This is a genomic window from Tardiphaga sp. 866_E4_N1_4 (assembly GCF_052076075.1).
Lineage (GTDB): Bacteria > Pseudomonadota > Alphaproteobacteria > Rhizobiales > Xanthobacteraceae > Tardiphaga > Tardiphaga robiniae.
This window is the reverse complement of sequence record NZ_CP197242.1, coordinates 5,616,859-5,639,629: the sequence shown is the minus strand read 5'-3', so window position 1 is coordinate 5,639,629 and position 22,771 is coordinate 5,616,859. Positions and strand designations below refer to the sequence as shown.

The 22,771-nt window shown below is 61.4% G+C and carries 18 protein-coding genes; 7 read left to right on the top strand and 11 right to left on the bottom strand.

Annotation, left to right across the window (positions count from 1 at the left end; all coding sequences use genetic code 11):
- Positions 1 to 37: 37 nt before the first annotated feature.
- Together AB8B20_RS27175 and AB8B20_RS27170 are read right to left on the bottom strand one after the other, a co-directional pair.
- The gene (locus AB8B20_RS27175; protein ID WP_439073955.1) at positions 38 to 1,600 is read right to left on the bottom strand and encodes a serine hydrolase domain-containing protein; all 1,563 of its coding nucleotides are present in this window, start codon (positions 1,598 to 1,600) and stop codon (positions 38 to 40) included.
- A gap of 111 nt (positions 1,601 to 1,711) precedes the next feature.
- Positions 1,712 to 2,833 carry an HPP family protein gene (locus AB8B20_RS27170; RefSeq protein WP_439073956.1) on the bottom strand — a complete coding sequence of 374 codons (1,122 nt, stop codon included), beginning with the start codon at positions 2,831 to 2,833 and terminating at the stop codon, positions 1,712 to 1,714.
- A gap of 203 nt (positions 2,834 to 3,036) precedes the next feature.
- Between AB8B20_RS27170 and AB8B20_RS27165 the strand changes: the two genes are divergently transcribed.
- The 3 genes from AB8B20_RS27165 to AB8B20_RS27155 all read left to right on the top strand — a co-directional run bounded on the left by AB8B20_RS27165 (position 3,037) and on the right by AB8B20_RS27155 (position 4,479).
- Positions 3,037 to 3,561 carry a carboxymuconolactone decarboxylase family protein gene (locus AB8B20_RS27165; protein ID WP_439073957.1) on the top strand — a complete coding sequence of 175 codons (525 nt, stop codon included), beginning with the start codon at positions 3,037 to 3,039 and terminating at the stop codon, positions 3,559 to 3,561.
- Between the two features lie 23 nt (positions 3,562 to 3,584).
- Positions 3,585 to 4,058 carry a Cys-tRNA(Pro) deacylase gene (ybaK, locus tag AB8B20_RS27160; RefSeq protein ID WP_439073958.1) on the top strand — a complete coding sequence of 158 codons (474 nt, stop codon included), beginning with the start codon at positions 3,585 to 3,587 and terminating at the stop codon, positions 4,056 to 4,058.
- Between the two features lie 118 nt (positions 4,059 to 4,176).
- Entirely contained in the window at positions 4,177 to 4,479 is a 303-nt protein-coding gene (locus AB8B20_RS27155) for a DUF3551 domain-containing protein (protein ID WP_439073959.1), read from the top strand.
- 104 nt (positions 4,480 to 4,583) lie between these two features.
- Here the strand turns inward: AB8B20_RS27155 and AB8B20_RS27150 are convergent, their stop codons facing one another.
- From AB8B20_RS27150 to AB8B20_RS27135, 4 genes are all read right to left on the bottom strand, one after another.
- Positions 4,584 to 4,769, bottom strand: a complete 186-nt coding sequence (locus AB8B20_RS27150; RefSeq protein WP_439073960.1) for a hypothetical protein — start codon at positions 4,767 to 4,769, stop codon at positions 4,584 to 4,586.
- Positions 4,766 to 5,878, bottom strand: a complete 1,113-nt coding sequence (locus AB8B20_RS27145; RefSeq protein WP_441253344.1) for a PepSY-associated TM helix domain-containing protein — start codon at positions 5,876 to 5,878, stop codon at positions 4,766 to 4,768. The genes AB8B20_RS27150 and AB8B20_RS27145 overlap by 4 nt, the downstream gene beginning before the upstream one ends.
- A 185-nt stretch (positions 5,879 to 6,063) precedes the next feature.
- Positions 6,064 to 8,370: a TonB-dependent siderophore receptor gene (locus AB8B20_RS27140; protein ID WP_439073961.1), complete on the bottom strand. Its 2,307-nt coding sequence runs from the start codon at positions 8,368 to 8,370 to the stop codon at positions 6,064 to 6,066.
- Positions 8,371 to 8,642: 272 nt separating this feature from the next.
- Positions 8,643 to 10,352, bottom strand: coding sequence for a methyl-accepting chemotaxis protein (locus AB8B20_RS27135; protein ID WP_439073962.1), 1,710 nt, complete (start codon positions 10,350 to 10,352; stop codon positions 8,643 to 8,645).
- A gap of 366 nt (positions 10,353 to 10,718) precedes the next feature.
- On the opposite strand from AB8B20_RS27135, the gene AB8B20_RS27130 reads away from it, so the two are divergent.
- Positions 10,719 to 11,633 (top strand): DMT family transporter, encoded by a 915-nt coding sequence (locus tag AB8B20_RS27130; protein ID WP_439074076.1) that lies wholly within the window; start codon positions 10,719 to 10,721, stop codon positions 11,631 to 11,633.
- Positions 11,634 to 11,681: 48 nt separating this feature from the next.
- Positions 11,682 to 12,485, top strand: coding sequence for a sugar phosphate isomerase/epimerase family protein (locus tag AB8B20_RS27125; RefSeq protein ID WP_439073963.1), 804 nt, complete (start codon positions 11,682 to 11,684; stop codon positions 12,483 to 12,485).
- 62 nt (positions 12,486 to 12,547) lie between these two features.
- Here the strand turns inward: AB8B20_RS27125 and AB8B20_RS27120 are convergent, their stop codons facing one another.
- Together AB8B20_RS27120 and mbfA are read right to left on the bottom strand one after the other, a co-directional pair.
- Positions 12,548 to 12,841: an antibiotic biosynthesis monooxygenase gene (locus AB8B20_RS27120; RefSeq protein WP_089263582.1), complete on the bottom strand. Its 294-nt coding sequence runs from the start codon at positions 12,839 to 12,841 to the stop codon at positions 12,548 to 12,550.
- A gap of 153 nt (positions 12,842 to 12,994) precedes the next feature.
- Positions 12,995 to 13,966: an iron exporter MbfA gene (mbfA, locus tag AB8B20_RS27115; RefSeq protein ID WP_439073964.1), complete on the bottom strand. Its 972-nt coding sequence runs from the start codon at positions 13,964 to 13,966 to the stop codon at positions 12,995 to 12,997.
- 407 nt (positions 13,967 to 14,373) lie between these two features.
- Between mbfA and AB8B20_RS27110 the strand changes: the two genes are divergently transcribed.
- Both AB8B20_RS27110 and AB8B20_RS27105 read left to right on the top strand, forming a co-directional pair.
- Complete coding sequence (locus AB8B20_RS27110; RefSeq protein WP_439073965.1) at positions 14,374 to 15,360, top strand: Bug family tripartite tricarboxylate transporter substrate binding protein; 987 nt, start codon at positions 14,374 to 14,376, stop codon at positions 15,358 to 15,360.
- A 279-nt stretch (positions 15,361 to 15,639) separates the two neighbouring features.
- Complete coding sequence (locus tag AB8B20_RS27105; RefSeq protein ID WP_439073966.1) at positions 15,640 to 16,995, top strand: esterase-like activity of phytase family protein; 1,356 nt, start codon at positions 15,640 to 15,642, stop codon at positions 16,993 to 16,995.
- A 115-nt stretch (positions 16,996 to 17,110) separates the two neighbouring features.
- Here the strand turns inward: AB8B20_RS27105 and AB8B20_RS27100 are convergent, their stop codons facing one another.
- The 3 genes from AB8B20_RS27100 to AB8B20_RS27090 form a co-directional block, all read right to left on the bottom strand.
- Positions 17,111 to 18,796 (bottom strand): methyl-accepting chemotaxis protein, encoded by a 1,686-nt coding sequence (locus AB8B20_RS27100; RefSeq protein WP_439073967.1) that lies wholly within the window; start codon positions 18,794 to 18,796, stop codon positions 17,111 to 17,113.
- Positions 18,797 to 18,975: 179 nt separating this feature from the next.
- Positions 18,976 to 20,664, bottom strand: a complete 1,689-nt coding sequence (locus AB8B20_RS27095; RefSeq protein WP_089261690.1) for a cache domain-containing protein — start codon at positions 20,662 to 20,664, stop codon at positions 18,976 to 18,978.
- A gap of 283 nt (positions 20,665 to 20,947) precedes the next feature.
- A complete protein-coding gene (locus AB8B20_RS27090) occupies positions 20,948 to 22,627 on the bottom strand; it encodes a methyl-accepting chemotaxis protein (protein WP_120288635.1) in 1,680 nt (559 codons plus the stop codon).
- Between the last annotated feature and the right edge of the window lie 144 nt (positions 22,628 to 22,771).

Here is a 22,771-nt window from a genome sequence, read left to right as displayed (position 1 = left end):
CACGGGAGGCCAAAGAGCTTCCCGTGCCTTTCGGCGATCAACCGCCCGACTGTCCGTCGACTGCGACATCGACACCTTCATAGTTCTTGCCGCGAAGACCGACCTTGTCGCCATCGAATGACAGCGTCCACGTCCGCGGGCGGCCGTCCTCGCCGAGGGTCCTGCGCTCGATTTCGAACGCATGTTCGTCGAGCCACCTCCCCTTCACTGCAATAACCCCAAATGCCGTTGGCGTCCCTCTGCGATACCGTCCGTCGAGCCCGAGAGGGCCACTGATTTTCTCAGCCCCTCTCGTGGGATTGCGACTATAGATTTCGAAATCATAATGTGGATGGGAGCCCACGAATGTCAGCGACAGCGACTTCACACCGAGAGGATTGGACGGAAAGGCGTAGGTCTTGCCTGATACCGCCGAGGCGATCGGAGGCGCGTCCTTAACTTCCACCTGTGCCTCGGTTGAAATAGCGCGAACAACGCTTGCGAGTCGCGCAGTGCCGGCAGGGTCCGGCTGTATTGCCGTCTCGGACCTGACAGCCTTTGGGATGGCGTCCACGATGTCGGTCACCGGGCAATTGTCTCGGCCGGTCGTCACGGCAACGAGGTCCAGTGCTGGATAGACCATCACAAGCTGACAGTGCAGCCCGCTCGCCCAATAGACATTGCGGTCAGGTCGCGCCCAGAAGAAGTTCGAATAGCGAAACTCCGGCGCAAAGGAGAGCTTCATGTCCACCGTGGCGTGGCTCACTCTGTCGATCCAGCCGGGCGACACCAGCGGTTTGCCCTCCCACGTCCCGTTGTGCAGATACAGATAGCCGAATTTCGCCATGTCGCGCGGATGCAGCGCCAGGCCGTATCCGCCGGTCGAGATGCCCTGCGGATCGCGCCGCCATTTCCACGCCGTGATGCCCAACGGACCGAACAGCTTCGCTTTCGCGTAATCCTCCGCACTCATGCCGGTCACTTTGGCAAGGATGGCCGATAGCAGATGTGCATTTCCACTATCGTAATTGAAGCCCTCTCCCGGCGAAGCAGCCATCGGACGATCGAGAATGTACTGGATCCAGTCCCGGCTCCGCTCCATGCCGGCCGTCGACTCCAATGAACGGTTGACACCGGCCCGGCCGTCCCGCGCCAGTCCGGACGTCATGTCCAACAGACTTTGAAGCGTGATCGCCTTCTTGTTGTCATCAGGGTTAGCAGCACTGCGCTCGCCGAAGAATGCCAGCATCCGCTGGTCCGTGCCCTTCAGGAGGCCATCCTGCAACGCCATCGATGTCAGTGTGCCGATGACGGCCTTAGTGACGGAATTGACCACGTGCGGCAGATCGGCAGTGTAAGGCGCGTAGTAGGCATCCAGAATGATCTTGCCATGACGCACGATCAGCAGGCTGTCGAAATCGTTGCGGCTTCCGAGCTCCAGCAGTGCGGCGAGCGCTGCCGAATCGACGCCCTGCTCTTCCGGCGTCGATGTCTGCCAGCCCTGGGTCGGCCACACGACGGCCCGTCCCTCCTCTGCGATGACGCCCTCACTACAAAACGCGGCGGCGAACATGCCCAGGCCGAGCACAAGCTTCAGAACGGGAATTCGTGAAGATCGCATGACGGCCTCGCTGTGAGTTTTAACGCTGCGCGAGAACCATATCTCCAGCTACAGATTGTTCAACCGAATTGCAGCTTCATTCCGTCCGCGGACTTGCAGATGCACAATCGCCTACACGGCAACAGGAACAAGCTTCGCGACGGCGCTGAGCAAATCGGTCTGGGTGATCAGCCCCTGAATCATGCGGTCCTGATCGACGATAATGACAGCGTGTGTTCGTCCATCGGTCAGCGTCGGCAGCAAGGTCACCGCGGGCGTCTGCACCGTCGCCGTCGCTGCGGGCGACATGGATTTTCCGACATCGCCCGATTCTTTCATCAGCTCGCGGAGGCCGACCGTTCCGACGAGCTGTCCCTGCTTGCCCAGGACGGGAAGCGTGCGGACATTGTGCAGGAGCAGCCGCGAGCGGGCCAGCTCAGCACTATCCCGCAATCCGACCGTGACGACATCGCGCGACATGATGTCTCCGCACAGGATTGTGCCGTGCGAGCGCAACATGGCTTGCAGTTCGACCTGCCGCAGCAGCGTTTCGAGATCGTCGGGCCTGATATCAAAAGTCTCACTGAGCGCTTCCAGCGCCTTGTCGATATCCTCGGCGCGAAAGCCAACCCGGAGCTCCGGGCTGATGTCCGATGTCTGATGCGGATTTGCTAATGGCACCGGCGCCCTGTGAGGATAGGTCCGCCGCGAGATCTTGTGGAACAGATAGCCGAGCCCGACCAGAAGCACCGAGTTCAGGCCGACAGGCACGAATGGAAACAGATATCCCGACGCGGTCACGACAGGCCCGCCGATGATCGCCGTCAGCGCCGTGGCGCCGCCGGGCGGATGCAGGCAGCGCGCAAAGGACATCGCGGCGATGGCGAGTGATACGCCGAAGCCGATCGCCAGAATCTGATCGGGAATGAGATGCGCGACAGCGACACCGATCAGAGCCGAGATGGTGTTACCGCCGATGATCGCCCAAGGCTGGGCCAGCGGACTGGTGGGAACCGCGAAGAGCAGAACAGCGGACGCGCCCAGCGGCGCCACGATCAGCGGCAGGCTGGAGCTGTCACCCAGCACAGATCGGCAGATCAATCCCGTGAGCACGATGCCCAGCAGTGCGCCCAGGCAAGCAATCATGCGCTCGCCAAGCCGTGCCCCCGCCAGGATGGGGACGAACAGTCGAATACCTGTCTTGCGAGGTGCAAAGTCGCTCGAAACGTTCCTTGGGTCTTCTCTTTTTGTCATTGAATCGAGACCGGCGCATGGCCCCGCCAGAATGACGGGCCCCCCTTTGACCACTATGCACAAGCGCCTGCAATGTTGAATACGACACGCGGGCCTGACGATCGCGATCTGGCAGAGCTATCCCTGCTCGGCTACAACGGCACGGCCATTCGCCCGAACGCGCCCCATCAGGAGGGCGCGACGGCGATCTCAAGGGAGGACCCATGGCCCGCATCGACTACAGCGACCCCGCCACAGCCAGCGAACGCACCCGCGAGATCCTCGGCAAGAACCGCAATGCCAACATCTTCCGCATGATGGCGCATTCGCCCAGCTACCTCGAACAATATTGCCGGCTCGGCGGCGCCATCCGCAACAAGGGCGAGCTCGATCCCGTCATCCGCGAACTGGCCATCACCCGCACCGGCATTCTCTGCGAGGCGCCCTATGAAGTCGCCGCGCACAAGCGCATCGGCGGCTATGTGGGCGTGTCAGACGAACAGAACGCCGCGCTGGAGAACTGGCAGACAGCGAGCTGCTTCACCGACGTGCAGCGGGCGGCACTGGCCTTCACCGATGAGATCGTCGCGCTGCATCGCCCAACCGACGCGACCTTCAAGGCGATCGCAGCCAAGCTGACGCCGGGCGCGCTGGTGGAATTGCAGTTGTCAGTCGGCTTCTACATCATGACCTCGAAATTCCTCGAAAGTTTTGCTATCGACATGCAGCCCGTGACCGAGGTCGTCTGAATTCACCACCGCTTGAGCACTCCATGTCGAAAACCACCCGCGCCACGCAGACGCTGAGCAAGCTCGGCGCCGCGTTCACCCTGCATACCTACGACTACGATCCCGACGCCGAGAGCATCGGCCTGCAGGCAGCGGAGGCGCTCGGTATTGCACCGCAACGCATGCTGAAGACGCTGATGGCCGAGGTGGATGGCAAGCCGGTTTGCGTCGTCGTGCCCTCCGACAAGGAGGTCAGCATGAAGAAGCTGGCCGCGGCCTTTCGCGGCAAGAGCGCAAAGATGATGCGCCCGGCCGATGCCGAACGGATGACCGGCTATCACGTCGGCGGTATCAGCCCGTTCGGACAGAAGAAGCGCGTGCCGGTCGCCATGGAGCAGGCGGCATTGTCGGAAAATACGATCTATCTCAATGGCGGCCAGCGCGGGCTACAAATCGAGATTGCGCCGGAGGCCGCACGGGCAGCGCTCGATGCGATGGCAGCCACACTGACGGACTGATGCGCATCACCGCGGTTTGAAGCTTGGGTATGCCGGTGTGATCATGACCCGCTGTCGCAGGCGGGAACGGCGATGTAAGCTGCGCATTATCGATTTCAGACCTCAAGGGAGAATCGACATGCGCTCAATCCTGGCAGCAGCTGCACTTCTGGTCGTGATGGGCGCCACGCCCTCCATGGCCCGCGAATATCCATGGTGCTCGCGCACCTCGGCCTCCGGCTTCAATCCAAGCTGTACGTTCACCTCCTATAACCAGTGCATGGCGACCGTGAGCGGCCAGCGCGGAGACTGCATGCAGAACCCGATGCTGGCCTATGGCGACCAGCGCCGCGGCCAGAGCCGCGCGATGCGCGGTCAGCCCAACGACTGGGACAATGGATGGAATAACGGCTGGAACAATAACTGGGATCGGCGCTGGTAGCCTCGGATACCAGGGCGGATTAGCTGAAGGCATAATCTGCCGTTGGCATTACGATGCCGGAGAAGCGGCGGATTACGCCTCGCTTGTCCGCCCTGCTTTCTCAGTCACTTTCGGCAATACGCCCACATCACGATCGCGATCGGCAGCCCGACGCCGAACCACGCAAAATAGCGGCCGGGATCGCCGGCGAGCAGCGCCGACAGCAAGCCTGCCAGCGATAAGACGCCAATGACGATCGGCGCGCCAAACACGCGCCACCCGCTCGCTCTGTGCTGCGGCGCCTCGCTCATGACGATCGCCCGAGTGCTGCCGTCGCGCCGGCAGACAGCCGCGCGCCGCGCCTGACCTTGCTGCGCTTCACCGCCCACAGATACAGCCCGCTGCCGAGCACGATGATCGTGAAGACGGTGAGCAGCGCCCAGATGATCTTCAGCGGCATGCCGCCATAGTCGCCGAAATGCAGCGGCTGCGAGACCAGCACGGCCTTCAGATAGGTCGGCAGCTCACTGGTGTCGGACACCTCGCCGGTCTCGCCATCGAGCAGCACCGGCTTCACCAGCCGCGATGTCAAAGGCGTGTCGCCGCGCAGAAAGACGGCGAAGTGATGCGTCGATGTGAACGGCGTGCCGGGGAATGCGATGAAGGCTGGATCCATGCCGGGCGTCGTCTTCATGGCATTGCCGACGACCTTGTCCAGCGACGCGAGCTGCGCCGGTGTCGGCTTGCCGGCATAGGGTGCGGCCATGGCCGACAGCTCATTACGCTGCCAGATGCCGAGCATGACTTCGGCATAGGCGTTGATGACACCGGTGCCGCCGACCACCAGCGCCCACACGATGGTCACCACGCCGAGCAGATTGTGCCAGTCGAGCCACAACACCCGGCGCGATTTTTGTTTGCGGATCGCCGCGAAATTCAGCCGGCGCGTGAACGGCCAATACAGCACCACGCCGGAGATGATGGCGATCATGAAGAGGAAACCCATAACGCCCATGAACCATTTGCCGGGGAGACCGAGATACATGTCGGTGTGTAGCCGCAACATCACCAGCATCGGGCCGGTGCCGAGCAGACCCACCGGCTTCGCCGTATAGGCATCGAATGCCTTCACCACCGTGGTCTGCGGATCGGAGGTCACCGACGTGTTGGTGAAGGTCGAGACCATGCCGGGCTCGTCCTTGTCCCAGGCCATATAGAGCAACACACTGCCGGGATGATCCGCGATCGCCGCGCGGCCGATGGCATCCAGGCTGAGCTTCGGCGCGCCGGGCACATGCACATCCATCTTCGGCGCATAGCCGAGCGCCTCGTCGATCTCATGATGAAAGATCAACGGCAGGCCCGTGAGGCACAGCAGCAGCAGAGAGACGGTCGAGACAAGGCTGGTCCATTTGTGGATCAGCGACCAGATGCGGGCAGTACGCGCTTTCAGGGGATCGCTCCTTCTTGGTCTTGCTCAGTCTGATTGAAAATGTCGCCTCCGGCGAACCGGAGGCGACATGAACGGATCATTCTGACATGGCGACCGTGCGGCGAGCGGACGTACGGCGACCTATTGTCGTGCCGGCTCGCTCGCCCGTACCGTTACCACTTGTAGCCGATGCTGCCGGTCACGCGGCGGCGATCGCCGTAGAAGCAGGCATTCGCGCTTGAACAGTTCGCGACGTAGATTTCGTCGGTCACGTTCGCCGCATTGACCGCAAAGCGCCAATTCTGCCAGTCGTAATGAACGGCGAGATCGCCGAGGACGCGTGATGGAACCGACAGCGTATTGGCCTGATCGGCGAAGGACGAGCCGACATAGCGCACGCCGCCGCCGAAGCCGAAGCCACGCAGCACGCCATCCTGGAAGGTGTAGTCGGCCCAGCCAGAAGCGAGCTGACGCGGCGTGTTGGTCGGCACGAGACCGATCAGAGCCGGATTCGCATCGGCGCTGGTGAACAGATTGTAATTCGTGAACGAACCAACCACCTTGAAGCCCGGCGCGAGATTGGCAACGGCTTCGAGTTCGATGCCGCGCGAGGTGACTTCACCAGTCTGAAGCGCCGTGAGCGGGAACAGCGGATTGGTAGTCGGGACGTTCTTGCGCTTGAGGTCGAACAATGCGACGCCGAAGTGGCCATCAAAGCCTACCGGCTGGAACTTCACGCCGACTTCGGTCTGCTCACCCGTTTCCGACAACAGCAATTGACCCGCCGCATTGACACCAATGATCGGGTTATAGCTGGTCGCATAAGAGACGTAAGGCGCAAGACCGTTGTCGAAGTTGTAGATCAGACCAGCACGACCGCTGAACTTGCTCTCGTCACGGCCGAGTGAAGACGCGCCGAAGGCCTGATCGAAGCGAGAATTATTGACCCAATCGTTGCGGCCGCTGAGCACGAGGGTGAAGCGGTCCAATTTGATCTGGTCCTGTAGATACACACCGAGCTGATTTTGCGTCTGGTTTCCATCACGATAGTTGCTGAAACCGGCAGCTGTGCGAATCTGGGGCAAAGCGGCAGCATAGCTGGGATTGACCGCATTGATATTGGGATAGCCAGCAGCCAGACCCTGCGTGTCGCTGATGCTATAGTGTTTCAGATCGAGGCCAAAGAGCGCCGTGTGGCTGAGGATGCCGGTGGTGAATCGATACTCGACCTGGCTATCCATATTGGCCTGATCCGCAATGCCTCGGGTGGAGAACCCGTAACGGAACATGTCCCCGGTCGTCGCATTGGCATAGGTGTTAAATGGAGCCGAGAGGGCACCGAGCGTAAGAGCAGCGTAGTTCACATCAACATGCGAAAAACGCGCATTCTGACGGAAAGTCACGTTATCCGAGAGGTTCCTCTCGAACTGATAGCCCAGCATTTCCTGCTCACGCTTGAAACTGTCGGTCTTCGGATCTCCGCCGTAGAAGCTGGTCGAGATTCGTCCAAACGGCGCATTCGTTACCGTGCCGACGTAAGGCAGGAAGTTGGCTGGACGCGTCTCATTAAAAGAGGCCGAAGCGAGGATCGTCAGCGTCGTATCGACATCCGGCTTCCAGGTCAGCGACGGCGCGATGAAGTAGTTGTTGTTCGGCGTAAAGTCTGTCTGCGTGCCGCCGTTCTGCACCTGGCCAACGATGCGGGTGTAGAGCTCGCCATTGCCTGGAGCCAGCTTGATCGGCGTATTGATGTCGAAGCCGAAATAGGCATTGCCGAAATTATCGACGCCGGTTTCGATATAACGGATCGGCTGAGCCTGCGGCATCTTGCTGACGACGTTGACGAGACCGCTGGGGCTCGAGCCGCCATAGAGGATCGCCGACGGACCGCGCAGGATTTCGACGCGCTCCATGTTGAACGGCTGCAGCTTCCAGCTTGCATAAGAGGTGTAGAATAGCTGGAGACCGTCGAGGAAGACGCTGTTGTCGTCCGACTTGAAACCGCGGATCAGGAACCAGTCGTTACGGAAATCGGCGCCGAAAGTGCCGGCGGCAACGCCGGGTGCGTAGCGAAGAATCTCGTCAAACTTCGTTGGGTTCTGATCGCGGATCTGTTCCGCACCGATGACCGAGATAGCCTGCGGCGTCTCGTTAATTGGCGTGTTGGTCTTCGTGCCGGTCGAGCTGCGATTGGCGACATAGCCCTGGATCGGACCGCGCGGGCTTTCCACGAACACGTTGCTGCGCGGGGGCTGCGCCACCGGACGCGGCGCGACGGCGGTGCGGGCGCGGGGCGTCCGGCTCGGCGTGGCGGCCGCGCGGCGACGCTGCTGCGGCTGGTTGACGACCACGGGCGGCAAAGGCTGCGCACCGGTCTGCGTGGAACTGGACTGCGCCAGCGACGTATCGAGCGTGACGACGCTGAGCGCGCAGACCGACGACAGAAGCGCGAGACGCGACAGACGAATGGTGTTGTTCAAGGCGATCCCCAAATCTCATCCGCATCGACATATTCGATGATGGATGCCCTCATGTGATGGATCGGGGTTAGAGGGACGGCCGCGTCATCGCCAATAGAAGCGTTCCAAACAACAAGCATTCTGCGGCAGTGTGACATCACTGCCGCAGATTTTAATGGTTCTAAATTTAGCGGGTATTTTTCTCAGCAATATGCAGTCCAGGCGCGGCGGTCATGTCTGCCCGGAAATAGTTGTGGCGCCGTCGCGCGATTCTTGTCTTTCCCGGTGAATAGTTACGCGGCGCGCACCGAGCGCAGGAAGTTCCCGACCTCCTGCTTCAATCGCGTGCTTTCGCTCGACAGCGACTGCGCCGCGGACAGAACCTGCGATGACGCCGAACCTGCTTCTTCGACACCGCGCTGCACGTCGGTGATGTTCGAACTCACCTGCATCGTGCCTTGAGCGGCCTGCTGCACGTTGCGCGAAATCTCCTGCGTGGTGGCGCCCTGCTCTTCAACGGCCGATGCGATGGCGGACGCGATCTCCGACATCTGGCCGATGGTCATGGAGATCTCCTTGATGGCCGAGACCGAATCCTCGGTCGCTTTCTGGATGCCGCTGACCTGCTGGCTGATCTCGCCAGTGGCCTTCGCAGTCTGTTCGGCCAGCGCTTTCACTTCCGCGGCAACCACCGCAAAGCCGCGACCGGCCTCACCGGCGCGCGCCGCCTCGATGGTCGCATTGAGCGCCAGCAGATTGGTCTGCCCCGCGATATTGTTGATCAGTTCGACGACATCGCCGATGCGTGCCGCGGCTGTCGCCAGTTCGCCGACGCGGTTGTTGGTATTGTCAGCCTGCGCAACGGCCTCGCTGGCGATGCGCGCGGCGCCCTGCACCTGACGGCTGATCTCATGCACCGACGACGACATTTCCTCGGTGGCGGACGCGACCGACTGCACATTTGTCGCGGCTTCTTCCGATGCCGCCGATACAGCCACCGCCAAAACCTGTGAGCGCTCCGAGGTTGCCGTCAATGTGGTGGCCGAACCTTCCAATTCCTTCGAGGCAGCCGATACGGTCTCGACGATCTGCCCGACGGCGCCTTCGAAATCGGCGGCGAGCTTCATCATATCCGCCTTGCGCTGTTCGGCCGTGCGGCTTTCCGTAGCGATCTGCGCGACCTTCATGCGCTCGACTTCGAGGCCGTTCTCCTTGAATACACTCAGCGCCGTCATGATCTCCCCGATCTCGTCGGCGCGCTTGCTTGCCGGAACGTCGACGGTGAGGTCTCCTTTGGCAAGCTTGTTCATCGTGGCGATGCTTGCCTTCAACGGACGCACCACGCTGCTGCGCGCCACAACATAGCTGACAATGATGGCGAGCAGCATCACGCCGAGCGTCGCATAGATAATGGTCCAGAGCGTGTCGTTGGCGGTTTCGAGAAACTCGACCTTCTTGATGCCCACATAGAGAATGCCGATCACGTTGCGGCTGGCGTCGAAGATCGGATCATAGACGGTCATATACGGCTCGCCGAGGATGGCCACTTCACCACGGAATGCGGTCTTGCCGGTGAAGACCGCCTCATAAGCCGGACCCTTCGCCAGCTGCGTACCGATCGCACGCGTGCCATCCGGCTTCATCACGTTGGTCGAGATGCGGGTGTCATTCATGAAGATCGTCGCGGTGCCGCCGACCAGCGTCTTGATCTTGTCGACCGCTGCGAAATTGCCGTTCAGCGGCTTGCCGTCCGCCAGCAGCTTGCCATCCGCGATACTGTATTTGTCGCCGCTCTCACGCAGCACGTTCCAGGCGACGCGCATGTTGGTCTCGACCCGCTCCGTCGCGGATTTGGCGGCGCCCTGTTCGAGCACATATTTGGCGACCAGCGTGATGCAGATGCCGAGGATGAGAATGCCGGAGACCGTCATCAACATGATGCGCGGGCCAAGACCGAGACCCCGGTGACGGCCGGGTTTGGGTTGGGAGGCGGACAACGGCATTGCGATCTCCTGTCGCGCCGACCCCTCGGTCGTGCGCTCAAAGCCGAACGGCTCCAGACACACTCACTGCACAACGTCGACGAGGTATCCGGACCCGCAATTCAAGAAACAAGTTCCATCATTATGATTCAGTTCTATCGGCTAGCCGTTGGAAAGCAGTTAATGTTCGCCTGGCGGAAAGGTATAATCGTCTGATTTTGCGTGATTTTCGGCATCTAAATACCTGAATCGAGGCTCATTCCTGGCGTCCATTCGACGCATCTACCGATGCGTGCTCTGTTGCCGCGCATGGTGCCCGCGCGCCAGCGTGACTTGTGCCACCCGGCGAACTGCCGCCTATGGAAGGCTGCATTGACCATCGAGCCGATGACTCCTTCCGCTCCGCCGCGACAAACGATCGTCGGCTGGTTCGCCAACCAGCCTTATCTCCTGCTCAGCCTCACCTCGCTGTTCTGGGCCGGGAATATCGTGCTCGGCCGCTATGTCGCCGGCCACGTCCCGCCGGTGACGCTGGCCTGCGTGCGTTGGATCGGGGCCTTTTTCCTGTTGCTGCCCTTCGCCTGGACGCATCTGCGCGCAGACTGGCCGGTCCTCCGCGCCCAGCTTTCTCTCATGACCATGCTGGCGCTGACCGGCTTCGCTGCCAATACGGTACTGGCCTATTGGGGCCTGAAATACACGCAGGCCCTGAATGCGCTGCTGATCCAGTCGTCGGGCCCGCTCTGCGTCGCGCTGTGGACGCTGATCCTGTTCGGCGTGAGACTGACGCTGGCGCAACTGCTCGGCATCGTGGTTTCCATGGCCGGCGTGCTGATCATCATCCTGCGCGGCGATCTCACCGCGCTAGCCAGTATCCAGATCAACAAGGGAGATGCGATGCTGTTCGCAGCGCTCCTGGTGTTCGGCATCTATTCGGCGCTGATGCTGCGGCGACCGGTGACGCACCCGATGTCGCTGATTGCTTTCACCACCGCCGGCGGCGCGATCCTGACCCTGCCGGTCAGCATCTGGGAACTCAACTCCGGTTCACCGCTGATCTTCGACACCGTGACGCTGCTGACGCTCGCCTATGCCATGATCTTTCCGTCGGCGCTGGCCTATCTGTTCTTCAATCGCGGCATCGCGCTGATCGGCCCGAATCGGGCTGCACCATTTCTGCATCTGATGCCGGTGTTCGGCTCCGTATTGGCCATCGCGTTTCTCGGCGAACAGCCGCAACTGTTTCACCTCATCGGCTACGTGCTGGTACTGTCGGGCGTATTCATCGCATCACGGCGATAGACCGAACATCCGCTCCGGCCAGCCTGACATCGGGAGTAGAAACATCACATGACCGTTTTCTCGCTCGCCCACCTCACCGTGCTATCGCTGGCGCCGCCAGAGATGATCGACGTTGCCGCGCGCTGCGGCTACCGGAGTGTCGGACTGAGACTGATAGCCGTGACCGCGGAAAGCCCTGGCTACCCGCTGATGAACGACAAGGCGATGATGCAGCAAACCAAGGCGCGCCTCGCCGATACCGGACTGCACGTGCTCGATATTGAACTCGTCAAGATCACGCCCGGGATCGACGTCGCGGCGCTTGAGCCGATGCTCACCGCCGGCGCGGAGCTCGGAGCCCGCCATGTCATCGTCGCGCCCTATGATCCCGACTTGTCCCGCCTCGCCGACCGACTGGCGGCCATCGCCGATCTTGCGGCGCGATACGGCATCATGCCAGTGATGGAGTTCTTTCCCTGGACCAATGTGTCGAACCTGCACACGGCGCGCGCCATCGTCGAGACCGCAGGCCGCGCCAATGCGGGTATCCTTGTCGATACGCTGCATTTCGACCGCTCCGACAGCAGCCTCGCCGAACTCGACGACATGCCATCGCGCTTGCTGCCGTTTTTCCATTTTTGCGATGCTCCGGCGGAGAAGCCTGGCACGGTGGAAGGACTGCTGCACACCGCGCGCGCTGAACGGCTGCCACCCGGCGACGGCGGCATCGACCTCTGCGCCATCGCCGCGCACCTGCCGAAGCATATTCCGGTCGCGCTCGAAGTGCCGATGGATGCGCTGACCCGGGAGCGCGGCCCCGAAGAAGTCGCGCGCCGCGCAATCGCCGGCGCGAAGCGCCTGCTGGGAGATTGAGAATCCAGCGAGTAATCTACGCGCACATGCCACCGCCCGGCATAGCACCTGTCCCGCGCGCGTTATGCCAACGTATGAACGATAACCGGCCCGGCTATCGCTGTGGCTGGTCCAATCAGCAAGGGCGCCAGATTCTGTTCGCTCCACGCGAGCCCGCGTCGGTTCGACTCCTCGGCGCCCGCGAAATTGTTGAAGATGCTGATCGCCGTCACCGTATCGTCGGACGCATAGACCACATAATAGGCCATGAAACCTTCGACATCACTGATGATCGGAATGGCACCTTCCTTGATCCTGCGCGTCAGTTCCTCAGCCATGCCGGTCTTTGCCTTGCTCTGACGAATGGCAGCATACATGGGACGCTCCTTCACCCGTAAGCTGCCCGCGATCGCACCTGCCGCGATCATGCATCGCACACACTCATCATCGGCGGGACGAGCAGCAGGGTTTCCCGCGCATAGAACCTACGCCATCCCGCGCAACGACGCCATCTGACGCCTCCCCACCCACTACGCGCCTCCGATCAATATTCCCACCGCCAGAACGATGACGCCGCCAAGCACCACCTGAAAGACGGCCTGCAGGAACGGCGTATCCATATAGCGCGCCCTGATATAGGCGATGGCCCAGAGTTCGAAAAAAACGACAACACCTGCGATGGCCGTCGCGATCCAGAATGCATTCGGCCAGCTGTCCGGCACGAGATAAGGCAGAGTATGGCCGAGACCGCCCAGCGTCGTCATCAGCCCGCAGATGCCGCCACGCAACCACGGCGAGCCGCGTCCGGTCATGGAGCCATCGTCCGACAATGCTTCAGCGAAACCCATGCTGATGCCGGCGCCGATCGACGCGGCGAGGCCAACAAGGAATGTCTGCCAGTTGTGATGTGTTGCAAACGCGGCCGCAAACAGCGGCGCCAGCGTCGATACGGAGCCGTCCATCAAGCCCGCAAGACCTGGCTGGACATATTGCAGGACGAACATCCGGTGGCGGGTGTTGTCCTCCATCGTACGAACGTCGGACGTCAGGATGGCATCCGATAGTTTGGCCGCGAGATGCTCGTGTCCTTTTTCCAGCTCGGCCAGATCGCCCAGTAACTTGCGAACGACGACATCCGTCGCCTGCTCGGCGGCCCTGGCGTAAAAGCGCTCGGCCTCGAACTCCATCCTCTCGGCTTCCTTGCGGATGGTGTCGAGCGACAGGTTACGCGTGAGCCAGATTGGTCGGCGGCGGATGAAGCCCTTGACGTCTTCGCGCCGGATCGGCGGAAGGTTCGGTCCGAAGCGCTCCTCATACATCTGCAACAGCAGATGCCGATGGCCCTTTTCCTCTTCGGCCATCTCGCTGAAGACTTTTGCGGAATCGGGATAGCGCTCTGCCAGATCCTCGGCGAAGCTGAGATAGATCCGGCTGTCCTCTTCCTCGCTGGAAATCGCAACCGCCAGCACCTCGCGTTCGGTGAGGTCCGAAAACGCCTTCATATCAATGCCTTGCTTATTTTAGAACTATTCTAATTTATATAAGAGCTGCTGTGCATTTGTCAAAGAGCTTTGCGCCTGCGCGGCGCTGAACCTGTCGCTGGTCGGGAAGCAGTAGCGGCGACGAGAAGGATCGCGACGAACCGACCGTGCGTGCTCCGGAGGTCGCCCCGGCATTCGCACCGACCCCGACGTGGAGATGCTGCGGAGATCAGCGACCGTCTGCAGGTGCTGTCGCTCACGAACGCGATAAGGTCGACCCGGTGCAGCAGACGTCGATGCATGGCCTACACCATCGACAGCGCGCTCACCTGAACTGCATACCTTTCCGCTTCCGTGTGTCACCGACCTCCGCTAGTTTGCCCGCAACAAATGTGGGCTACCAAAGCCGATTCAGGGAGAAAAGCGGAATGCACGGACTTTCAATTCTTCGCGGTGTGGCGAGCGCATCCTTTATCGGAGCGCTGCTGTTGGCGACCCCGGATGCCATCGCACAAACTGCGAACTATCCTAACCGGGCGATCACGCTGGTGCTCCCTTTCGCCGCCGGCAGCGGCACCGACACCACGACGCGTCTGATCGCCAAGGAACTCGGCACCGCACTGAACGCCAACACCGTGATCGACAACAAGGCCGGCGCCAATGGCTCGATCGCCGCCAGTTTCGTCGCCCGCGCCCCCGCCGATGGTTACACGCTGTTCGTGACCACCAACACGACGCATTCGGCCAATCCTTTTCTGCTCAAGACCATGAGCTATGATCCGATCAAGGATTTCACGCCGATCGCGCGCACCGGCGACCTGCCCTTCATGCTGGTGATCAATCCTGAGATTCCCGCCAACTCCGTGGAAGAGCTGATCGCGCTCGCCAAGAAAGAGCCGGGCAAGTACTCCTACGCATCGGGCAGTTCGTCGGCGATCGTCTCCGGCGCGACCTTTGCCCGCCTCGCCAAGCTCGATCTCCTGCACGTGCCTTACAAGAGCTCACCACCGGCGCTCACCGATGTCATCGCCGGCCGTGTCAGCATGATGTTCGTCGACGTTCCGACCGGCCTGCCGCACGTCAACGCCAAGGCGTTGAAGTCGCTTGCGGTGACCACCAAGTATCGCTCCAAGCTTCTGCCCGACCTTCCGACCATGGACGAGGCCGGCGTGAAGGGCTTCGACATTACGTCGTGGCAGGGCTATCTCGGCCCGGCCAACATGCCGAAGGACATCGTCGTCAAGCTCAACGCCGAAATCCGCAAGATCGTCGAGCGCCCCGAAATCCAGAAAGACCTCGCCAACCGCGGCATGGAAGCCTTTTCCGGTACGCCGGAAGAATTCGACGCCTTCCTGAAGGATCAGCTCAAGGTGTGGGAGAAGCTGATCACGGATGCTGGGATCGAGAAGCAGTAGGCGCATTTCAGATAGAACCGCACGGCAGGTATGTTCGTCATGCCCGGCGAATGCCGGGTATCCACGTCTCGCAAAGAAGACGTGGATGGCGGGACGAGCCCGGCCATGACGATGGTTTTGCGTGGGTTGAATGAAGAGGAACCACGCCTAACCCGCAGACTCGGCGACTGCATGTCGCAGGGTTTTCCCCTCTCGTCATTTTCTTGTCACGGAACTGTCAGCGCAGCGTAACGCCTGCCCCCCAGAACACCGCGCATGGTCACCACAAAGGAGACAACCATGCGCAGCACATTCCTCTGCTCCGTCGCTTCCCTCGTCATGCTCACCTCCGCCACTTTCGCCCAGACCGAAGGTGAATTCCCCGCCAAGCTCGCCGGCCATGCCGTGCTACCGGCGACGTCGACCATCGAGGCGCCTGCGGATGCGCCGAACGACCTAAAGACCTCGGGCAAATACACCACCGGCAAGCGCGTCGACGCGCTCGGCACCGTGATGGGCAAGTCCTATGAGCGCGCCACCGGCATCTCGCTGCCGATGAAGGGCCAGCCGCTGCAGGGCCATTCCGGCATCAAGGTGATGCCCGACGGTTCGTTCTGGGTGCTGACCGACAATGGCGCCGGCTCGCGCTACAATTCGGCCGACTACATGATCTATCTCAATCATCACAAGATCGACTGGAAGAACGGCAAGGTCGAGCGTCAGGCCACCGTGTTCCTGCACGATCCCGACAAGAAGGTGCCGTTCCGCATCGTCCATGAAGACACCGCCAAGCGCTATCTGACCGGCGCCGATGTCGACACCGAAGGCTTCCAGATCGTCGGCGACAATTTCTGGATCGGCGAGGAATTCGGCCCCTACATCATCAAGGCCGACAAGACCGGCAAGGTTCTGGCTGTGTTCGACACCGTCGCCGACGGCAAGCCGGTGCGTTCGCCCGACCATTGGTCGGTGCAGTCGCCGGGTGCGCCGGGCGCCACCTACACCACGGTCAATCTGCGCCGCTCCAAGGGCTATGAAGGCTTCGCCTCCTCCAAGGATGGCAAGTTCCTCTACGGCCTGCTCGAAGGCCCCATCTGGGATGCCGAGAAGAAGGACTGGGAAAAGGTCGACGGCAAGGAAGCCTCGCGCATCCTGGAATTCGACGTCGCTAACGAGAAGTTCACCGGTCGCTACTGGCAGTATGTGTTCGAACAGAACGGCAATGCCATCGGCGACTTCAACATGATCACCGCCGACAACGGCCTGATCATCGAGCGCGACAACGGCGAAGGCACCAAGGACAAGGCCTGCGCCGACGGCAAGCGCGGTGAAGACTGCTTCCCGGATCTCGCCAAGTTCAAGAAGGTCTATAAGATCGAACTGAACGACGCCAATGTCGGCAAGCCCGTTCGCAAGATTGGTTTCATCGACCTGATGAAGATCCAGGACCCGAACAAGCTGGCCCGCAAGCCGCTGAATGACGGCGTTCTGACCCTCCCGTTCTTCACCATCGAGAACGTCGACCAGGTTGATGCCACCCACATCATCGTCGGCAACGACAACAACCTGCCGTTCTCGTCAAGCCGCGAGCCGAACAAGGCCGATGACAACGAGTTCGTGCTGCTCGAAGTCGCCGACTTCCTGAAGGCGAAGTAAGCAACGCGAGCAGGCATCAGCCTGAACGACGAAAGCCCTCCCGCAAGGGAGGGCTTTTTGCGTTAGAGCGTGATCTACTTTCCTCTCCCACAAGGGGAGAGGGGAAGAAGAGCTTCTACGCCGCACGCACCTTGGTCAGGAACTCGTCCACCGCCGTCCGCAACATGCCGGACTGGGTGTCGAGCTCCCTGGCATTCGACAGAACCTGCGAGGCCGCCGTCCCGGTCGCTTCTGCTGCGCTGCTGACGCCGCCGATATGTTCGCTGATTTCACTGGAGCCCGCCGCGACCGACTGAATGTTGCGCGCGATTTCCCGCGTGGCCTCGCCCTGCTCCTGGACGGCCGTGGAGATGCTGGTGGTGATCTCGCTCATCTGCGCGATGGTCCCCGTAATGGCGCTGATCGAAAGCACGGCTTCGCTGGTGGACGCCTGCATGGCGGCGACCTGGGCGGAGATCTCTTCGGTAGCCTTGGCGGTCTGGCTCGCCAATGCCTTCACTTCAGAGGCGACGACCGCAAACCCGCGGCCGGACTCGCCGGCGCGCGCCGCTTCGATGGTCGCATTCAGCGCGAGCAGATTGGTCTGGGAGGCGATGCTGTGGATCAACTGAACCACTTCGCCGATCTTCTCCGCGCCGCTGGACAACAGCTGAACGGTCGCATTGGTGCGCTCCGCATCGCCGACTGCCTTGCTCGCAATTTGGCTCGACTGCGAGACCTGCCGCAAGACTTCGCTGACCGAAGCCGACAATTCCTCGGCGGCGGCTGCAACCGTGCTGACATTGTCCGACGACCGCTCCGACGCGGCTCCAACCGTCGATGCACGCGAACTGGCATCGCTGGCGGTCGCCGTCATGGATTGCGCGGTGGTCTGCATCCCTGCCGCTGCCGTCGATACCGAGCGAACAATCCCGTTGACGCTGCGTTCGAAATCATCGGCGATGCTCTCCATGGTCGAACGACGCTCGGCAGACGCGCGCGCCTGCGTCTCGGCTTCGATCTTGTCGAGCCCGCGAATCCGGACCGCGTTGTCCTTGAAGACCTGAACGGTCGATGCCATCGCACCGATCTCATCGCCGCGCCCGGTCCCGGGAATGTCGTCTTCAAGCGCACCATCGGCCAGCGTGCGCATCCGCGCGCCGAGCTGACCGAGCGGGCGGCTGATGCTGCGACCGATCATCCAGGCGATGCCGCCCGCGACCGCACCAATAGCAAGGATCGCCAAACCGAGCGCCCAGACGATCGGCTTCAACCTGGCGTCGAGGTCTTCCAGATAGGCTCCGGCGCCCACATACATGTTCCATCCCGGGATCGCAGCGGCATAGGCTACCTTGCGCAGCGGTGCCGTCTGGCCGGGTTTGACATAGTCATAGAACATCGTGTGCTCGCCTTTGGCAGCAACACTGTCGCGCCACTCGCGACCGATCGCCTTGCCATTGGTCACCACATCGAGGCGGTTCTGACCGATCTGCTTGGCATCCGGCGACAACACCGTCACGCCGTCCATCATGGAGCCAAACAGGTAGCCCGCGCCGTTGTCGTAGGTCATCGTATTTGCACGACGACCGAATTCAGCCATCGCGGCTTCCTTGGTGAGCTGGCCGGTGTCGACTTGTTTCTGCAATCCGATCGCCACGCTGCGCGCGGCATCGACGAAGTGGCGAAGCTCCTCGTTCCTTGAGGTCATCATCTCGCGCTGAACGAAATATCCCGCGAGAACGCCAGACGCGCACAGACCAAGCAACATGACACCCACCAGAATACCTAGCTTGGGCGTGATCGTCAGATTACTTATCTTCACAATGAGTTCTCCAAAAAAGGTCGCGGGTGCAAATACCAATTGAGGAGAAGAATACCGAACAGACCTTTTTTTGTTCTTTACAAACCATCCCCGCAGATCATCGAGCCTGTAATACTTGATGATGAGCAACGATTGCAGCGATACAAGAGCTCGCTCTCCGCGAGAGAAGAGGAAAGGCTCTACGCTGCGCGAACCTTCGCGAGGAATTCATCCACCGCCTTGCGCAGGATGCTCGACTGGCCATCCAGTTCTTTCGCATTCGACAGCACCATGCCTGCCGCCTGCCCCGTTGCTTCCGCCGCTGCGCTGACGCCGCCGATATGAGCGCTGACCTCGCTCGAGCCAGCGGCAACCGACTGGATGTTGCGCGCGATTTCCTGCGTGGCCGAACCTTGCTCTTCCACTGCCGCCGAGATCGTCGTGGTGATCTGGCTCATCTGCGCGATCGTGCCGGTGATGGCGTTGATCGAGTTGACAGCCTCCTGCGTCGACGCCTGCATCGCCGCAACCTGCGCGGAGATTTCCTCGGTCGCCTTGGCCGTCTGGCTCGCCAGTGCCTTCACTTCCGACGCGACGACCGCGAAGCCACGGCCGGATTCACCGGCGCGTGCCGCTTCGATGGTTGCGTTGAGCGCAAGCAGATTGGTCTGCGATGCGATGTTGTGGATCAGCTGCACGACCTCGCCAATCTTCTCGGCGCCGCTGGAGAGCTGCTGCACCGTCGCATTGGTGCGCTCCGCATCGCCCACGGCCTTGCTGGCGATATCGCTCGAGGCTGCGACCTGACGCAGCACTTCGCTGACCGATGCCGATAGTTCTTCAGCCGCGGCGGCAACCGTGCTGACATTGTCAGATGAGCGCGCCGATGCCGCTCCGACCGTCGAGGCGCGCGAGCTCGCGTCGCTGGCTGTCGCCGTCATCGACTGCGCGGTGCTCTGCATACCAGCCGCGGCGGTGGAGACGGAACGCACGATGCCGTTGACGCTGCGCTCGAAATCATCGGCGAGGCTTTCCATAGCCGCACGGCGTTCGGCAGCAACACGGGCCTGCGATTCCACCTCGATCTTGTCGAGCCCGCGGATACGCACCGCGTTGTCCTTGAACACCTGAACCGTTGCGGCCATGGCGCCGATCTCGTCGCCGCGGTCGACGTCGGGGATCGCTTCATCCAGCGCGCCATCGGCGAGACCGCGCATGCGCGCGCCGAGCCGGCGAAGCGGGATGGTGATGCTGCGGCCAATCATCCAGGCAAGCGCGCCGAGAATGACAATGACCGCGAGTGCCGCGATCATCACGGTGCGCGCACTCTCCCAGAGCTGTACCTGCAAGTCGTCGATATAGACGCCGGTGCCGATGACCCAGCCCCAGGGCTCGAAACCGACGACATAAGAGAGCTTCGGCTGCGGTGCGTCCTTGCCGGGCTTGGGCCACAGATAGTCGACGAAGCCGGCCTTCTGCTTCTTCACGACATCGGCGAATTCGACAAACAGCCGCTTGCCGTTCGGATCCTTGTTGCCGGAGAGATCGCTACCGTTCATCTCGGGCTTGATCGGATGCATCACCATGCGCGGCTGCAGGTCGTTGATCCAGAAGTAATCGCCATTGCCGTAGCGCAGTTTGCCGATACGCGCCGCTGCGGTCTTGCGCGCGGCCTCGTCCGACACGCCGCTACGCTGGATCGTCGCGTATTCTTCCTGCGCGATGCCGAGCGCCAGCTCCGTAAGATGGGTCAATTCGCTCTGACGCTGCTGCTTGAGGGAGTCGCCGAGGGTGTTCAGCTGCATCCAGGCCAGCCCGGCGAGGCCAAGAAAGCTCAAGCCAATGATGCTGTAGAGGCGAAGGCCGATCGAAATTTTCAAACGATTCATGGGAAGTATCCCTGTAAGGCGCGCTGAAATAAGCGTGTCACCATCGCAGGGTGTAGTTTCGAGTTCGTGAAGTGGTGTGTAGTTCCGTTTTTGCAACCGCGGTTATAGGTTACCTCGAATGCACCAAAAGTCGCGCTACAGGTAGCTGCGCACCACTATGAACTATCATTGTGCAGATTTAAATTCGGTGGTCGACGCAGCGGCCGAAGCTCAATAGTTCAGACAAGTCCCAGCCCGGTAGCTCCCCGAGCACAGCAAAGCCGCGCTCGGGAAAAGATTTGACTCAGGCCGCTCTCACCTTGGCGAGGAATTCATCCACGGCGGTGCGCAGCATGCCGGACTGGCTCTCCAGCTCCTTTGCATTCGACAGCACCTGTGACGCCGCCGAGCCGGTGGCCTCGGCTGCGCTGCTGACGCCGCCGATATGATTGCTGATCTCATTCGCGCCGGCCGACACCGACTGAATGTTGCGCGCGATTTCCTGCGTCGCCGTGCCCTGCTGCTCCACCGCCACAGAGATCGTGTTGGTGATCTGGCTCATCTGGGCGATGGTGCCGGTGATGGCGCCGATCGATGCAACGGCCTCGCTGGTCGATGCCTGCATGGCGGCGACCTGCGCCGAAATTTCCTCGGTGGCCTTGGCGGTCTGGCTGGCCAGCGCCTTCACTTCGGATGCCACCACCGCGAAACCGCGACCGGACTCGCCGGCACGTGCGGCTTCGATGGTCGCGTTCAGCGCCAGCAGATTGGTCTGGGAGGCAATGCTGTGGATCAGCTGTACCACTTCGCCGATCTTCTCAGCGCCGCTCGACAGGATCTGAACAGTCGCATTGGTGCGCTCGGCATCGCCCACCGCCTTGCTGGCGATCTCGCTGGAAGCCGATACCTGACGCAGCACTTCACTGACTGACGCCGACAATTCCTCCGCAGCCGCCGCAACCGTGCTGACATTATCGGACGAGCGCGTCGAAGCTGCGCTGACCGTCGCGGCGCGCGAGCTTGCATCGCTTGCCGTCGCCGTCATCGACTGCGCAGTGCTCTGCATGCCGACCGCGGCGGTCGAGACCGAGCGGACGATACCCGTCACGCTACGCTCGAAATCCGTGGCCATCGCCTCCATGGCGGCGCGGCGCTCCGCGGCGATACGGCCCTGCGCATCCGCCTCGACCTGTTCCAGCGAGCGAATACGCAGCGCATTGTCCTTGAACACCTGAACCGTCTTGGCCATCGCACCGACTTCATCGCTACGGCCAACGCCGGGAATTTCCTCATCCAGCGCGCCATTGGCGAGCGACTCCATCCGCGATCCCAGCATGCCGAGCGGCTTGGTGATGCTACGGCCGATCAGCCACGCGATCGCACCCGCCACTGCGGCAATGGCCAGCATGGCCAGGCCGAGCGCCCAGATGATCGGTTTCAGATGAGCGTCGAGGTCATCGAGATAGGCGCCGGTGGCAATGAACATGTTCCAGCCGGGAAGCGCCGCGGCATAACCCATCTTGCGCGACGGGACCTGCTCATTGGGCTTCTGGAATTCATAGGTCAGAATCTTCGTGCCGTTGGCTGCGACGCCGTCGCGGAATTCACGTGTAATGGCTACGCCGCTAACCTTGACGTCGAGCCGGTTGGATCCCGCCTTGAAGCCCGGCAGATGAACCACTTCACCGTCCATCGTGTAGATGAACAGATAGTTGCCATTGTCATAGGTCATCGGCTCGATGCGGCGTACCAACTCGGCGGTCGCGGCTTCCTTGGTGAGCTTGCCTGCTGCGACATCCTTCTGGATGCTGGCCGCTACATTGGTTCCGATTTCGACGATCGACTTCAGCTGCTCGGTTCGCGCGGAGAGCATCTCGCTCTTGACCATATAGGCGGCCAGGATGCCCGCGGCGCAGAGGCCGATCATGGTGACGGCCACCAGAACGACGAGCTTGTACGTAATACGGATATTGGCGAGCTTCACGGCTGTATTCCCCCGGGCGTGCGATTTTCGATCGCTGATTCCTCGGAAATGTATCGGGGTAGTGTTCCCAAATCCTTACACGTGCGGGGCGGGGGCAAACCTGCCGCGCCGACCTGAATGTGAACATTTTCCGCAAAACGAAAA